Here is a 14987-nt window from a genome sequence, read left to right as displayed (position 1 = left end):
TTCTGAAGTGGTAGTAAGGGCCGCCGACGTAGCGAAGCGCGCATTTACAAGGGAATAATAAGCTTGCTGCTAGCAACTAAACAAGGTTTATAGGCCCGGAAAGTCCTGCCGCAAGCCCTCCATCACCTCTTCCGTAACGTCGCGGACCAGCTTCACGAGCTGCTGAATTTCGTCAGTGGGCAAGGGCGTATCCCGACACGCTTCTAGGCGCCGGATGGGGGCGTGCAGCTGGCGGATGTGAAGGCCATCAAGCGAGCTTTTCAGGTTGTGGGCCGAAGCCGATAGTTTTTGGCAGTCGCCGGAAGAAGCATGCTGCTCCATATCGCGCACAGCCGGTGGGGTAGTTTGAACGAAAAGCTGCGCCAGTCGCCGCACGAATTCCTCGTTGCCATGGGCCAGCCGCCGGATGCCACTCAGGCTGTAGAGCGAGGCTGCCGGAACAGATTCTTTGGGAGCTTCTTCGTTGGTAGTATTAAGCACTGCTGGCCGCTGGTTCAATGCAGCGGAAATAGTTTGAAACAGTTCTTCTTCGCGGAAAGGCTTGGAGAGGTAGCCCGAAAACCCGGATGCCAAATAGCGCTCTGCTTCGCCGCGCAGGGCGTGAGCCGTAAGTGCCAGTATCGGGGTTGCCGCGCGAGTAGGTTCAGGGTGCTGGCGTAGCAGACGCATGGCCGTTTCGCCGTCCATGCCGGGCATCTGAATGTCCATCAACACTATGTCGTAGAAATTTCTTCCGAATAAGGTTAGCGCCTCGGGGCCGGTGCCCGCCGTATCCACGCTCCAGCCCCAGTTGCGCAGCAGCGATTCCACTAGAAACTGGTTGATGGCATTGTCTTCGGCGAGCAGTACCCGGCGGGGCCCCAGGCTCCGGTAATCAATGGCGGGGGCGTACGACTCTTGGGTGAGAACAACTTTAGTGGAACGGAAGGGCAGCGTAAACAGGAAAGTACTGCCTTCACCCAGTTGACTTTCGGCAGTCATGGTACCACCCATCAACTCCACAAGCCCCCGCGAAATACTCAAGCCCAGGCCCGAGCCCCCGTACTCGCGAGCTGTGCTGGCAGAAGCTTGCGTAAAGGGTTCGAACATATCTTGCAACTGATGCAGCGCAATACCCGGACCGGTATCCTGCACCGAAAACTGAAAGAGAAGCCTTTCACCCGGCTTACTTAACAGGCGGCAAGTCAGCGTTACTTGGCCCCGCTCCGTAAATTTAACAGCATTGGATAGCAGGTTAAGCAGAATTTGGCGCAAGCGGTAGGGGTCCCCGAGAACAGTGGTGGACACATGGGCAGGGGGGAGGTGCAGCGTAAGTGCAATGCCTTTTTCCTGCGCCCGCGGCAACAACGATTCCTGACTGGCTTGCATCACGTCGCGCAAGTCGAAGGGAATAGTTTCCGTGCGAATTTTCCCCGCTCCTAGTTGTGCCATGGCCAGCACATCATTAATTACCACCAGCAAATGGTCGGCGGAGTGGCGAATGTGGCCCAAATACTGACTTTGCTGGTCATCGAGTGGCGTTTTGGCCAGCAAGCCGGCAATGCCAAGGATGCCGTTGAGGGGCGTCCTGATTTCATGGCTCATATTAGCCAGGAAGTTCTGCTTGGCTTGCGCATTCTCTTCGGCCGCCTCTTTAGCTGCTCGCAAGTCCAGTTGCATGCGCTTGAGCTCGGTAATATTGCTGTCGATGCCCAATACCTGCACGCTACCATCGGCCAGTACGAAAGGGCGTTTAATGCTATAAAACCAGAGCAGTGAGCCATCAGGGCGCGTGAAGGTTTCTTCCTGAGCCAGTTCCTTGCCCGTGCGAATCACTTGCTCGTCCTGACTGCGGTAGCGCTGGCTGTCGGCTAAGCTTACGGGCCGCTGGCCAAGCTGCGTGTTCACTACCTGAGCGGGAGTCATGCCGTAAAGCTCGGCTGTAGCTCGGTTGGCCAGCAGGTAATGGCCCTGCGTGTCTTTTAAATAAATCAGGTGAGGAGTGGTGTCGATTACCTGACGGAACAGTCTATTTTGCTCGGCTAGCCGGCGGTTGGCGGTGCGGCGCTGCTCGTCCGCCACTTTCCAGCGCGTAATATCTTCCGCGGTGCCTACTACTCGTTGCAGCCGGCCGTCCTTGTTGCGCTCAAAGGGAGTGGTTGTGAGACGCAGCCAGCGGACTGAGCCGTTGAGGTGGGTTAAGTGATATTCCTGCGTTACTACTTCTCCATCTTCAGCCTCAGCCATTTGCAGGACGTGCTGCCGAAGTCTTTGGGCTTCCCCCTCGGGCATTAGCTTCAGGAAAGCGTCATCACCCATGGCCGCAATCTCGGTTTCCGTATAACCCGTAATGGTTTCGATGTACCGATTGCAGTAAACGGTGCGCTGTTTTTGGTAGTCGTAAATGTAAATCAGGTTAGGAATTGTGTTGGCAACTCGCTCTTGCCGCCGCCGAATCCGGCGCAACAACTCCTCTGCCGCCTTGCGTTCCGTCATGTCTTCGGCACTGCCTACCAACTGCCGAATTGTGCCGTCGGCATCGCGCAAAAAAGCGCTTACCTGAACGCGCAGCCAGCGCCAACTGCCATTTTTGTGGCGCACCCAGAACTCGTAGTTGATCGTTTGGTCGTCGGTAAGGGCAGCAACTTGCTGCGAGAGACCAAGCAGCTGCTGCTGACCATCGGCATCCAGCAAATAGGATACGACCTGGCTGCCCAACTCCAAGATCTCATACTCAGAGTAGCCCATTACCCGTTCTATCTGCCGGTTCACAAACACGATGCGTTGTTCCGGCACGTCGAACAGCAACACGACGACCGGTAACGTATCGTTGATGCGGGACGCAAACAGCTGGCTGTGCCGCAACTCTTTTTCTGCCTGACGACGAGCCGTAATATCGGTGAGGTAGATGTTGGCGGCTTCTTCGCCTGCTAGCGGCACCACCGTCCAAAGGTAGTGCTGGTCGGCAAGGCCATGTTCCACCGTGCGCGGCGTATTGGCGACTAATGCCTCTGCTACTTCTTGGCGCATGAAGTCGTACGTGGCCCGCCATTTAGGTAAAGCCAGCGCCTCCAGTACGTGGCTGGCTGCGGGATTAGCGTAGCGCGCTTGCCCGTCGTTGCCGAAGCAGATAATTGGAGCTGGGCTTTGCTCGGCCAATTGCGAAAGCTCCCGCACCCGAACTAGCACTTTTTGTTGTTCCGTCACATCCTCAAAACTCCATAGGTGCAACACCGTGTGTCCATCTTGCATTAGAGGCAAATACTCTCGTTGCAGAATGGTGCCGTTAGCTAGGGGGATTAGCTCGGTGAGGCGTTGCTGAGCTTTGGCAGATTGACGAGCCTGCTGCCGTATTTGCTCGGTATTACAGAATTCGGTGCCCTTCGGGAAGAAACTTTCGCATTCCGTTCCGATGTAAGTAGCAGCCGGCTCCGATAGATTCAGCAGTTCGCACAACCGCTCGTTTACAAGCACTATGCGCAGGTTTTCGTCCTGGGCTAGTATGCCGGTGCTCATCGTCTGAAGTAACGCTTTGAGTTGGCTGGCTGCCTGTTCGCTTTGCTGCCGTAGTTGCTGCCGTAATTCCTGGAGTTGCAACTGAGCAGCCCGGTGCATAGTTTGTGCCTGCCGCAATTGGCGTTGCTGCTGACGGTATGCTATAGAAGCCATAGTAAATAACCACTAAAATTTTCGCACTCTGATTCTATTATACGATAACGAGGTAGGTTTAGAGCAAGCGCCTAACCTTTATAGGACAAAAATAATTTTTTGAATGGAATGCTTTTACAAAAATAGACGCAATCCAGCAATAACTTTGAAGGCAGCACCTCCGCAGCAAGGCAAATAATACCAACTACAAGTTAAGTACAAAGAAGTTTAGCGAAGCCGTACTTCGTTGTTCTGAGCCATGCGGTAAATGGTGGATTTTCCGATTTGCAGCTTGGCCGCCACCTGCAAGATATTGCCTTGATGTGCATCAAGGTAGCGTTGCACAATGGTAGCTACTTGCACCCGCAACGACTCATTACCCAATGGCACTGAGCTAGTGCCATTGGAGCTGACGTGGGCACGAAGCGACAGGTCTTGCGGTTGAATGGTATCGTTTTCTGCTAGCACGGCAGCAAGTTCTACCACGGCCTTCAGTTCGCGCACGTTACCCGGGAAGGGGTAATGCAGCATTAAGTCCTGCGCTTCAAGGGAGAAAGAGCAAGGCGCCATTTTATTTTGACCACAAAAGTCTTTCAGAAATGACTCGGCAAGCAGCAGAATGTCTTGGCCTCGCTCCCGGAGCGGGGGCAACACGATGGGCAAGCCAAGCAAGCGGTAGTACAAGTCTTCCCGAAAACGGCCCTGCTTCACCTCTTCGGCCATGTTGCGATGCGTGGCCACCATCAGGCGAGCATCAAAGGGAATAGGCTGACCACCGCCCACGCGCTGAACTTCACGCTCTTGCAATACTCGCAAGAGTTTGGCCTGCAAATCCAAGGGTAACTCGCCGATTTCATCGAGAAAGAGCGTGCCTTGATGTGCCTCCTCGAAGCGACCAATACGGCGACTGATGGCTCCGGTGAAAGCGCCCTTTTCGTGCCCAAACAGCTCACTCTCCAGCAACTCGTGCGGGATAGCCGCCACGTTTACAGCCACAAAAGCCCGGTTTCGCCGCGCCGATTGGTAGTGAATGGCTTTAGCTACCAATTCCTTACCCGTCCCAGTTTCGCCACTAACCGATACTGTGATGTTGGTGCGGGCGGCTTTCTCGATAAGAGAGGCAAGTTGCCGCATCTGCTGACTCTCGCCCAAAATGGCGCGGCTAGGGTCGTACTTCTGCCCGATTTGTTCGCGCAGCCGCTCGTTTTCACGCCGTAGTTGCAATTGCTTGCGCACGTTGCCTACCACATTCCACAGACGGTCAGCGGTTTCCTCGTCTTTTACCAAGTAGTCGTAGGCACCTTGCCGCAACAAGCCAATTGCTGTACGAACGTCCTCTTGACCGGAAATGACAATAACGGCTACCTCAGGCAGCCGCTCTTTGATTTGGCGCAACACTTCGTCGCCTTTGCCATCGGGCAAGTTGTAGTCTAAGGTGATAAGGTCAGGCTGCTCATTGAGGTGGGCTAGGCAAGCCTGAGCGGTAGTGAAGCGCTGAATCTGATAGTCAGGATTCTGCGCTAATTTATATTCGAGTAACTCGCCGTACCAGGCATTGTCCTCGACTATAAAAATATTAACAGGTAACGAAGCGGACATTTGGGAAGGAAAAACTTAACCAGCTATAAGTGAAAGTAATCGGTCTGCTCACTATCAGCAACTAGGCTTTAGAGTAAAAGACGGCATTGCGATTATGGAAGTTTCAGCAGCTAGGACGAGATGAGAGGAATATGGGCGGAAGGGTGCGAGTATAACAGGGAAAAGTGGGCTTTGCCATATTTTCCCGAATTAGGAGAAGGAGTCTAATAAGGAGAGAATATATAGAAAAGTGTATTTACTTAAAAACCTGACAATCAGAGTACTTTATTAAAAATTGCAACTTGGCAATTCACTTGAATTATAGAAAGGAATATTGACCAGTTTTACAGTTCTAACTCTTACAGCAGTAAAATACGGTTTTTGCCTTCGCATATTACCGATTCTAGTTTTATGTTTGCTCGGGACGTCTCAAGTTTGGGCTCAACAAACAGCAGGTGGGTATGCCTGAAAATAGCGTCACCACACTGGCAGTGTATGAGGTGCGCAGAACCTTACTGCAGCAAATTTCGGTCATGGGTTCTGTCATCAAACTAACTAACTGGTCCAGCACTACTGCCGGGCTTTCACCTTGTATTAATCGGCGCCTACAATTAGCACCTGAGCACTTAGTAAGTAGTAGTTACAGAAAGATAATCGCACAGTTTCTTGAAATTGTACTTTAAGAAATATAGTGTAATAAAATATGCTTCTAGGGATTGATAAGTACCTTGCGACTATTTATATTGCAAAATGTTTTAAACAATACAAGCTGCTTACACTAGCTAGCTAACCCTATGGAAGTAGAAGAAGAGTTCCTGCAAAACGCCACCACTATGCTCCGCTTCGCTGAGGAAGAAATCAAGCAGTTTTTAGCTTGGACTGGCAAACGTAGTCCTTACAGCCGTACGGCTGAGGAACTCAAGGCCAAGTTGCAGACAGCTGCCTCAGACCTTAAAAATTTAAAGAAAGAATACAGCAAAAGACCGGCTAGCAAATCGTATGGCATAAGCCCGCCGATGGCCGCCTTCAGCGGTATTCCTGCCACTGAGTAAACAGAGAGTATCTACTACCAAAGCCCCTGCTGGAAATAACCAGCAGGGGCTTTGCTTTAAAACATTAAGCGTTTTTAGTGCGGAGAAGCTATTTGCCAACTACTAACTGAGTAGGCGGCTACTTTCTCAATTAGGTTTAGCTGTGTAGTGTACTTATCCACAGGATGGGGATGGGGGACGGGAGCCAGTTGAGTGTGGAGTGGGTCTCATACTAGGGGCTAGCGTAACAGAGTTAGTAGTAGGTAAAACTTGTTTGGCAATGGTACTCAAGGTAGTCTTCTGGGTAGCAATAGCACCACTGTCCGTTAGTTGCAAGATCACAGGCTAGCCGGTAGACGCCGGAACTCTGAATGACGGATACCGTGAATGAAGCTAGTGTTGATGATGGTTTGCCAAGAGAAACAGCTATGGAGGTGTGCGGGTTGATGGCCAAGCTTATGGGAAGAGTCGATTTATTGTCGCCTTACAGTAACACAGTAGCACAAATAGCAAATAGCCCAACGAATCGTTGTCCAGTGCCCTGATGGCGAAGGATGATAAGCAGCGCGGTAGATGCATAGGAAGGAACGAGCCTAGGAAAGTAGAACAGTATTTAGGTTAATGGTAATATTCCCATAACATTTAGTTATGTGTAATTGATAACCTTTGCCGCCTCTACTCCGCTCGCAATTTCCAACCCAAACAGCTTAGCTCATGAATCGTACTTTTTACCGATTACTAACATTTGGTTCACTCGCTACACTAGCTGTTTCCTGCGCCAAAGACGAACTAGTCACACCTCAGGTTGACACCGTCGTTCAGACGTCTGACGCGTCGGCTACGCGCGACGGCAACTTAACAATGGGTAACCCTAGCGGCGCCATAACCAGCACGACGCAGTACACCAACTACCTACTTGTAAAGCCGCAGTTCACGATGTCGTATCACCGCGACCGGGCTATTCCGAATTGGGTCAGCTGGCATCTGAGCAGCGCTTGGGTGGGCAGCACCCCCCGCCAAGACAACTTTGCGCCTGACAATTCGCTTCCCGTGGGTTGGTTCAGAGCAGGCAGCAGCAGCTATAGCGGCTCGGGCTTCGACCGAGGACATAATTGTCCTTCTGCCGACCGTACTGGCTCCGTTACCGATAACACGGCTACTTTTTTGATGACTAACATGATGCCCCAAGCCCCCAACAACAACCAGCGCACTTGGGCCGGGCTTGAGAATTACTGCCGCACCCTCGCCGACGCTGGCAACGAGCTTTATATTATCTGCGGCAGCTACGGCCGGGGCGGGACCGGCACCAACGGCTACGCTACCACGGTGGCCGGCGGCAAGGTTACAGTGCCTGCCCGCTGCTGGAAAGTAGTGGTAGTGCTGCCTAATGGCTCATCCGATGCCAGCCGCGTCAGCACCGGCACTCGCGTCATTGCCATCGATACGCCCAACGACAACAGCTTGAATACCAACTGGGCTACGTACCGCACTACCGTTAACGCCATTGAGCAAGCCACCGGCTACGACTTGCTTTCTGCTGTAAGCAGTACAGTACAGAGCACGATTGAGGCCCGTGTTGATACTGGCCCCACCAATTAAGTGCCTGTGCAACAAGGAGTAATAATTCAATTAATTATATTTCAGTAGTTGATTAACAACCACTGATAAAATCCGGTGAAATAGGGAATCTCGAATCGTTAAGAAATATTAACGTTTTATTATCCAATTCTTTAACCTAACTTATCTTCGCTTGAACTCGTACTTTTGTTGTGAGTGAAGTGAAGGAGAAAGTGAAGAGAAGGGAGAGCCGCGCTGCAACGCGGCTCTCCGCTTTCAGAACTAGTTGTATTAGGTGACGGATCAATCTTAATATTTTAGTAATCAGCTGGTAATAGATTGCTAATTTGTATTTCGGAAGTTTGAGAAGCTATACCCTTCGCTTCTTATCCGAAATATTCTAAATGGAATTGCTTCCATCACACAACCTGTCATTGCCAGGAGCTTTGCGTCGTTCACGTGAGTTACTGCGTCCTTTATGGGAGCAATTTGCGCATCCTCGTGATTTACAAAAGCTTTACGAGCAGTGCCGCCACCAAAACGGATTAGCCTTCGTGGAGCAACTGCTGCTGCACCTCCACATCACTGTGCAATATGATGCCGCTGAGTTGCGGCACTTGCCCGCTGGTGCTTTTGTGGCTATAGCCAACCATCCGTGTGACCTCACGGATGCTATGGTGCTATTGCATGTGCTAGGCAAAGCCCGACCTGAACTGCGAGCTGTGGCCAACGAATTGCTGGCTCCCTTGTTACCTCATCTGGTGGCGCAATTGGTGCTAGTTAGTCCAGAGCAGGCTGCGGCTGGTCGTAACGTGCCGGGCGTGCGCCGCCTACTACGCCATTTGCACAACGATGTGCCGCTGCTCGTGTTTCCGGCTGGTAAGGTGGCGCGCAGCACCATTCCTTTCCGCCCCGTTACTGAATCTGCTTCCAGCGCTACTGCCGCCCGGTTGCTGGATGCCGCTCGCGTACCCGTGGTACCCGTGTGGCTAAATAGGGAAAACAGCGTCGGTTTCAGCTTCTTGGGCTCTGCACATCCACTGTTGCGCACAGCCCGGCTACCAGTTGAATTACTAAACAAGCGCGGCCAGACTATTCAGGTTCGAATTGGGTTGCCCATAGCGCCGGTGGTCTTAGATCGTCTTCCTGCCACCGACCGCCTAGCTTATATTCAAGCACGGATTTATGCACTCGGCACGTCGGCGCAGCGTTCCTGGGCTACCATGCTGCCGCCACTACCAGTGCCGCCCGTCATGAGCGAAACCGCATCTGCGCTTATCGAAGCCGATATTGCCGCTTTGCGCCCGGGCTGCTGCTTGCTTGTGAGCAGCCGTTGGGAGGTGTACGTGGCGAAACGGTGCGAAATACCAAATGTGTTGCGCGAGATTGGACGTCTGCGGGAACTTACCTTGCGGCACGAAGGGAAAGGCACCCAGCAACCTACCGACCTCGACGCGTACGACGATTATTATCGCCACCTGTTCCTCTACGACCGCCAAAAGAAGCTAGTCGTTGGGGCGTATCGCTTAGGGTTAGGACGGGCTATTTTGCGTCGGTACGGGCGGCGAGGACTGTACCTGCACTCCTTGTTTTGGCTGAAGAAGGGGTTGAACCCGGTGTTGCGCCAGTCATTGGAGTTGGGCCGTTCGTTTGTGCGCGTGGAGTACCAGCGGCAGGCGTTACCGTTGGCGTTGCTTTGGAAAGGTATAGCAGAGTACTTGGCCACGCACCCAGAGTACCGTTACCTGATTGGCCCGGTCGGTATCAGCAACCGATTCTCTGCCACCTCGAAAGCTATGATGGTTGATTATTTGACGCGCCACTTTTTTGATACGGAACTGGCAGTATATGTGAGGCCGCGTAAACAGTTTAGATACAAGAAATTAGACGCAGATGCAGTGCTAGCAGTGCATGAAGCTGAGCTTTCTAGCAAACAGGATTTGCAGCAGTTCATCACTGGATTAGAACTTGGTGGCAATGGGGTGCCAGTGCTGCTGCGCCAGTATCTGAAACAAAATGCCCGCTTGCTCGGCTTCAACCTCGACCCCAACTTCAGCAATGTCCTCGACGGCCTTTTGCTTTTGGATGCTCGCGAGCTACCTGCCCGTACCCACCACCTTCTCGGACGATAAACAGGAGAAAAAGCGCCAATGAAGTTGGCATTCTACTTGGGCACTTACGTAACCAGAGCGCTGGGCTCGTTAGTGCTTTATCTTCCCTATTCAACGGCGCCAGGGGCAGGACGGCTGTTCATGTATGAGCGAAAAGACATAGCTATTTCGCTTGCCAGAGAGTTGGATTGCGCCATTACGCGCCGATCGTTATGAGTGCGAGCGTTGTTTTTATCTGTTGCAAGCTGTGTTATATATTCTTCTACAGGTATCGTTTCATCGGGCTTTTTAGTGTCGAGGATCACTCGGAAAAATCCTACGTTGTACTCATAGCCACCAGTGGGAACCGTATGGAAACTAAATTCAAAAACAACTGGGCGTTCTTGAATCTGCCCTGAAGTAGAAATAGTCTTTATTTTCACAGTACCTGTCATTCGCACTTCCCCTTTGGCTGCATCGGCTTGGAGCGTGGCCTTAGGAGTGTAAGTGAAATGATTTTCGCTCCAATCTACAGTGCGCTTATAAAGTGTAGCGGCCTCTGCTTCCTCATCCAATACTTTCTCACTGTATTCAATGGGGCCGGGGGTAGATTCTTGCGCATAGGCTGCTTTTGTGAGAAGCAGGGTAGTGACAAGCAAAAAGCTGAGAATAACGAGAATAATTTGTTTCATAGCAAAAACGAAAGGGCAAAGCCAGTAGCAGCAAAGTTACCGCCTGCTAATATAATTGAACTTATTAAAGTTGTTTATCATTATGTTAATAATATGTAAACAGCCGATTTTACGAAATCCAACAGCGCAGTTGCATCCTGTTTATTTATTAGCAGAGCGTACATCATACTATAATAGAAGATTCATTCAGTAATTGTACTAATCTAATGGCACGTTTTGGTTTTGCATCCAATGCATTACTCTAGGCAAACATACTCCTTAAAACGAGGAGGTGCACAGGCATGAGAAGAGAATAACAGATGGTACGTGCAAAGGCATTGATATTCAATATAATGTGCAAGATTTTGTTTTTTTTGATTGTTCGTATTGCTAGTAGTATCGCTAGGGCGAGATAAAGTCAGCGTAATAAAAAAGTAGCTGAGTTATTTGGTCGCGGAAAAATGATTTGGTACTTTTGCGACGTGCTTCACCCAAATCAAACTTGCTTGATGAAGCGCGGGACTTGCTTGGAAGCTGTCCTGCGAGACAACCGGAAGGTCATTTCCGCGATTGATTCTTTCGTTTTTCTGGTTTTTAGCCCGTTCGCCGCTCCGGTTTCCGAAGCGGTTTTTTTGTGCCCTGCTAATTCGGGTGGTCCGGCACCTATCATCCACCTTCGCCTCTTTTTACTCTCACTCCTCATAGCAGTCACCCTCTGATGGACACCCTCATCCTCGCGCCCAAAGTAGCAGCCGCCACCCTCGCTTCGGCTCATGCTGGCAGCCGTGCCGGCCTGATTCGTCAGGGCATGAAAATCGAAGACTTCGAGTGGTACTTGAGCTTCCACGAAGAGCACGATGTGAAGCTGCACTCGGGTGCTGGTGTAGGTATGGCCCGCGTAGCACAGTTCATTCTTGGCCAAACCGATATCAGCGAGTGTGTGCCGTTCCTCATCAACCGCGACAACGTTATCTAGTAAGATTGACAACAGGGCGCCCGGCTTCGGTCGGGCGCTTTGCTTGCCGCACGTGCGTGCATTAGCCTAGTGCTAACTCAGGCGCTGCTGTTAATTTGATTACACCTTAATTGCGCCGGCATTGAGGCGAGGTGGTTCGCGAAGTGATGGAACAACGCAAGTTGCGCTGTTATGAGCCACCTCAATTTCGGGAAGAGGTCCTGCTAAATTTTCACTCCGAAGATAATTGAAATAGAGTCCTTCGTATTCCGATGGACTTTTTAATTTCTACGCTATGCAACTCGGTTCATTCACTTTGCAAAATCCCGTTTGTCTGGCCGCCGCCCATTGGCAGCTGCCCGATGGACTCGGCTATGAACGGTTGGGAGGTATCTTTACTCGCACCGTGACCATGGAGCCCAAACCTGGGCTGTATGAAGAAGGTATTTGGCAGGTTGCTGACCAGACCTTGCTCAATGCCACTAACATGCGCACCGAAAGCGCAGAGATACTAGCCAACGAGCACCTGCCGCATTTGCGCCGTTTCGGCGTGCCGGTGTTTGTGAGTATCACAGCGCCTGGCATACCAGGTTTCCGAAAAATCGCGCGCTTCCTGGCCCGCGAAGTCGGCGACCAAATTGCTGGCGTAGAAGTGTATATCTCGGCTCCCGACACGGCCAATGGTCAAGACTTAACGGCCAAGTTTGTGCGCGAAGCCACGCAGGCCGTGCGCAACGAACTAGGGTCGGAAGCCGCCGTAGTGGTGAAGCTTCCGCCGTGGCCCGAGCACATTCGGAGCCTCGCAGTAGGAGCCCAGGAGGGCGGCGCTACTGCGCTAGCAGCCACCAACGTACTGAAAGCGCTACATCTTCCCGATGATGCCACGGCTGCGCCCCTAGTAGGTGGGTTGTCGGGTGAGGCACTACGGGCCGTAGCCTTGCGGTGCGTGTGGGAACTGGCCCACGATGAGCGAATTACGCTGCCCATCTTCGGAACGGGCGGGGTGTTTACGGCCGCCCACGTCACAGATTATCTGCGGTGCGGCGCTTCGGCTGTGCAGATAGCCAGCGGCGAGTGGCTAGAGCCTGGCCTATCGGCCCGGCTGGCGCATGAGTGCGCCCACGTAGTGCCTAACTCCAACATAGTAAACCGCTAAGCTCTATCCAGAGCAGCCACTTTTCATTTAGGACCCAATGAACAAACTCACTGCCCGCGTTCAGCAAGTCAACTCCCTGCTTTGTGTGGGGCTCGACCCTATCGGTGACGATGCGCAAGTGGAAAGCCGCTTGGCCGAAGTCATCGAGCAAACGGCAGAATACGCGGCGGCCTTCAAACCAAACCTAGCCTTCTTCCTGAGCCGGCCGGGCGGGGTGGAGCTCTTGCAGCGCACGGTACGTCGGATTCCGAAGGAGGCGCTGGTGATTCTGGACGGTAAGTTCGGCGACATTGCCAACACCGCCGACCACTACGCCCGTTTCGCCTACGACGTAATCGGGGCGGATTCGGTGACGGTGAACCCCTATATGGGCGACGATTCCATTGTGCCCTTCGCCCGCGAAGGCAAGATGGTGTTCGTGCTGGCCAAAACGTCCAACAAGCCCGCGCACTCTCTGCAAGATGTAAACCTCACGCAGGGCGGCACCCTCGCCGACTACACCACCGGCGTAGCACAGGAACTCAACGAGCAGCACCACAACATCGGGCTGGTAGTAGGCGCCACCAACGCCGAAGCCGTAGCCCGCATCCGGAGCATCAGTGCCCAGCAGTGGTTCCTGGTACCCGGCATCGGTGCCCAAGGCGGCGACTTGGAAGCAACGCTGAACGCCGGCTTGCGCCCTGACGGACAAGGACTCCTGATTAACGCTTCGCGCGCTATCTGGCAAGCCTCGGATGCCGCGGCAGCAGCCAAAGAACTAACCGCTCAAATAAACCAGTTGCGGCCGGTAGGCGTGTAGCCTCAGCTGGAACGCTGGGCCCTCGCCACTCTGATTTCTTGAATCTATATACCTAACCACCTCTTGACTACCCCCCTTACCCCCGAAACGCTGGAGCAACAACTGGTGCAGGAAGATGCCCTGCTGCGCGGGCACTTCCGGCTTTCCTCCGGCTTGCATTCTGATACCTATGTGCAGTGCGCCCGTTTCCTGCGGCGCCCCGACTTGGCGGCACCGGCGGCGGCTGAACTAGCAGAACAGTTGCGGGCCGCCGGCTTGCAGCCCGACCTGGTGGTAGGCCCGGCCATGGGCGGCGTGGTGATTGGCTACGAACTGGCCCGCCAGATTGGGGTGCCGGGCATCTTCACGGAGCGCGACGATTCTGGGCAGATGACCTTGCGCCGGGGCTTCACAGTGGAGCCCGGCCAAACAATTGTTATTGCCGAAGACGTGGTAACTACCGGCAAGAGCACCAACGAAGTAGCGCGCGTGCTGGAAGGCTTGGGCGCGAAAGTTTTGGCCGTGGTAAGTTTAATTGACCGGACGGGTGGGAAAGCTGAGCTAACTTTTCCGAACTTTGCACTGCTGTCGGTAACGGCGGCCACCTACGCACCCGATGATTGCCCGCTGTGTCGGGCAGGTATTCCGGTGGTGAAGCCCGGCAGTCGGCCGGAAAAAGCGTTTTCTTAAACCTACTTCCACGCAACCGGCGCAGGAGCAAGGCATTTTCGGCGTACTCTGCTCGGGTATGCTTCCTCACGTGGGCAACTTCGCCTAAGCGTGGGAAACCCGAAAAATAGATAACTCACTTCCCTTTTGGAATCTACCCAAAGAACCGTTCAGCTCCTGCTCAAGCCCGGCCAACATGATGGCGAGGGCCAGCGTGTGGCAGAAGTTGCCCAACGTCACCTTGGCCTCACGACTGGCCGGGTGCAAAGCACCGCCCTCTACACGGTGCGCTACCCCGTAACCGACGAGCAGCTGCGCGACTTCGCGACCCACTGCCTGCAAGACCCGGTGCTGCACGATGTCGCCCTCGACGAGTTCCGCCATGAGCCTACCTACAAGAGTTACATCCTGGTAGCCAAGCTGCCCGGCGTGACCGACGACGAAGGCATATCGGCGCAGAACGCCCTCGGCGACTTCCTGAACCAACCCCTTGATACGCACACGCAGCACATCTTCAGCAAACGGCTCTACTTCTTGGAGCACGAACTGCCCGAGAGTAGCCTGCGCCGCCTGGCCGAAGAACTGCTCGGCAACAAGCTCATCAACCGCTTCGAAACCGGCCCCATAACCGACATCCGCGACTACACGCCGCGGCCCGGTGGTGGGGCCGAATCCATTACCAACCTCGTGCCGCTCACCAATCTGGCGGACAGCGAATTGGTACAGCTCTCCAAGGAAAACCTCTACGCTCTCAACCTAGAGGAAATGCGGGCCGTGCGCGACCATTACGTGGCCATTGCCCCCGAGCGCCAAGCCGCCGGTCTGCCCGCCGACCCCACCGACTGCGAGCTGGAAATCATTGCCCAAACCTGGTC

Annotated in this window: 10 protein-coding genes and 1 pseudogene; 8 read left to right on the top strand and 3 right to left on the bottom strand. The window is 53.3% G+C overall.

All coding sequences use genetic code 11. The annotated features are described in order from the left end of the window. Window positions 1-87: 87 nt before the first annotated feature. Both ACFE7X_RS20935 and ACFE7X_RS20930 read right to left on the bottom strand, forming a co-directional pair. Window positions 88-3648: a PAS domain S-box protein gene (locus tag ACFE7X_RS20935; protein ID WP_375437638.1), complete on the bottom strand. Its 3561-nt coding sequence runs from the start codon at window positions 3646-3648 to the stop codon at window positions 88-90. 207 nt (window positions 3649-3855) lie between these two features. Then, complete coding sequence (locus tag ACFE7X_RS20930) at window positions 3856-5226, bottom strand: sigma-54-dependent transcriptional regulator (protein WP_375437637.1); 1371 nt, start codon at window positions 5224-5226, stop codon at window positions 3856-3858. A 773-nt stretch (window positions 5227-5999) separates the two neighbouring features. Here ACFE7X_RS20930 and ACFE7X_RS20925 point away from each other — a divergent pair. The 3 genes from ACFE7X_RS20925 (at window position 6000) to ACFE7X_RS20915 (ending at window position 9925) form a co-directional block, all read left to right on the top strand. Beyond that, window positions 6000-6257 carry a hypothetical protein gene (locus ACFE7X_RS20925; RefSeq protein ID WP_375437636.1) on the top strand — a complete coding sequence of 86 codons (258 nt, stop codon included), beginning with the start codon at window positions 6000-6002 and terminating at the stop codon, window positions 6255-6257. Between the two features lie 693 nt (window positions 6258-6950). Continuing rightward, entirely contained in the window at window positions 6951-7835 is an 885-nt protein-coding gene (locus ACFE7X_RS20920) for a DNA/RNA non-specific endonuclease (protein WP_375437635.1), read from the top strand. Window positions 7836-8239: 404 nt separating this feature from the next. Then, window positions 8240-9925 (top strand): lysophospholipid acyltransferase family protein, encoded by a 1686-nt coding sequence (locus tag ACFE7X_RS20915; protein ID WP_375437634.1) that lies wholly within the window; start codon window positions 8240-8242, stop codon window positions 9923-9925. A gap of 86 nt (window positions 9926-10011) precedes the next feature. Here the strand turns inward: ACFE7X_RS20915 and ACFE7X_RS20910 are convergent, their stop codons facing one another. Then, window positions 10012-10575, bottom strand: coding sequence for a hypothetical protein (locus ACFE7X_RS20910; RefSeq protein ID WP_375437633.1), 564 nt, complete (start codon window positions 10573-10575; stop codon window positions 10012-10014). A gap of 697 nt (window positions 10576-11272) precedes the next feature. Here ACFE7X_RS20910 and ACFE7X_RS20905 point away from each other — a divergent pair. The 5 genes and pseudogenes from ACFE7X_RS20905 to ACFE7X_RS20885 all read left to right on the top strand — a co-directional run. Further along, window positions 11273-11530 (top strand): hypothetical protein, encoded by a 258-nt coding sequence (locus ACFE7X_RS20905; RefSeq protein ID WP_375437632.1) that lies wholly within the window; start codon window positions 11273-11275, stop codon window positions 11528-11530. 274 nt (window positions 11531-11804) lie between these two features. Next, complete coding sequence (locus ACFE7X_RS20900) at window positions 11805-12665, top strand: dihydroorotate dehydrogenase (protein WP_375437631.1); 861 nt, start codon at window positions 11805-11807, stop codon at window positions 12663-12665. A gap of 37 nt (window positions 12666-12702) precedes the next feature. Continuing rightward, on the top strand, window positions 12703-13464 hold the full coding sequence (pyrF, locus tag ACFE7X_RS20895; RefSeq protein WP_375437630.1) for an orotidine-5'-phosphate decarboxylase: 762 nt from the start codon (window positions 12703-12705) through the stop codon (window positions 13462-13464). 63 nt (window positions 13465-13527) lie between these two features. Further along, window positions 13528-14133: an orotate phosphoribosyltransferase gene (gene pyrE / locus ACFE7X_RS20890; protein ID WP_375437629.1), complete on the top strand. Its 606-nt coding sequence runs from the start codon at window positions 13528-13530 to the stop codon at window positions 14131-14133. A gap of 126 nt (window positions 14134-14259) precedes the next feature. After that, a pseudogene (locus tag ACFE7X_RS20885) lies at window positions 14260-14987 on the top strand (phosphoribosylformylglycinamidine synthase); the annotation flags it as partial.

The organism is uncultured Hymenobacter sp. (genome assembly GCF_964242765.1).
Classification (GTDB): Bacteria; Bacteroidota; Bacteroidia; order Cytophagales; family Hymenobacteraceae; genus Hymenobacter.
Note: the sequence above shows the minus strand (reverse complement) of the source record. Positions and strands in the feature narration are given on the sequence as shown.

Coding starts and splice junctions, on each gene's coding strand:
- pyrF (WP_375437630.1), top strand. CDS start 12,703: ATGAACAAACTCACTGCCCGCGTTCAGCAAGTCAACTCCCTGCTTTGT.
- ACFE7X_RS20925 (WP_375437636.1), top strand. CDS start 6,000: ATGGAAGTAGAAGAAGAGTTCCTGCAAAACGCCACCACTATGCTCCGC.
- ACFE7X_RS20905 (WP_375437632.1), top strand. CDS start 11,273: ATGGACACCCTCATCCTCGCGCCCAAAGTAGCAGCCGCCACCCTCGCT.
- ACFE7X_RS20930 (WP_375437637.1), bottom strand. CDS start 5,226: ATGTCCGCTTCGTTACCTGTTAATATTTTTATAGTCGAGGACAATGCC.
- ACFE7X_RS20935 (WP_375437638.1), bottom strand. CDS start 3,648: ATGGCTTCTATAGCATACCGTCAGCAGCAACGCCAATTGCGGCAGGCA.
- ACFE7X_RS20910 (WP_375437633.1), bottom strand. CDS start 10,575: ATGAAACAAATTATTCTCGTTATTCTCAGCTTTTTGCTTGTCACTACC.
- ACFE7X_RS20920 (WP_375437635.1), top strand. CDS start 6,951: ATGAATCGTACTTTTTACCGATTACTAACATTTGGTTCACTCGCTACA.
- ACFE7X_RS20900 (WP_375437631.1), top strand. CDS start 11,805: ATGCAACTCGGTTCATTCACTTTGCAAAATCCCGTTTGTCTGGCCGCC.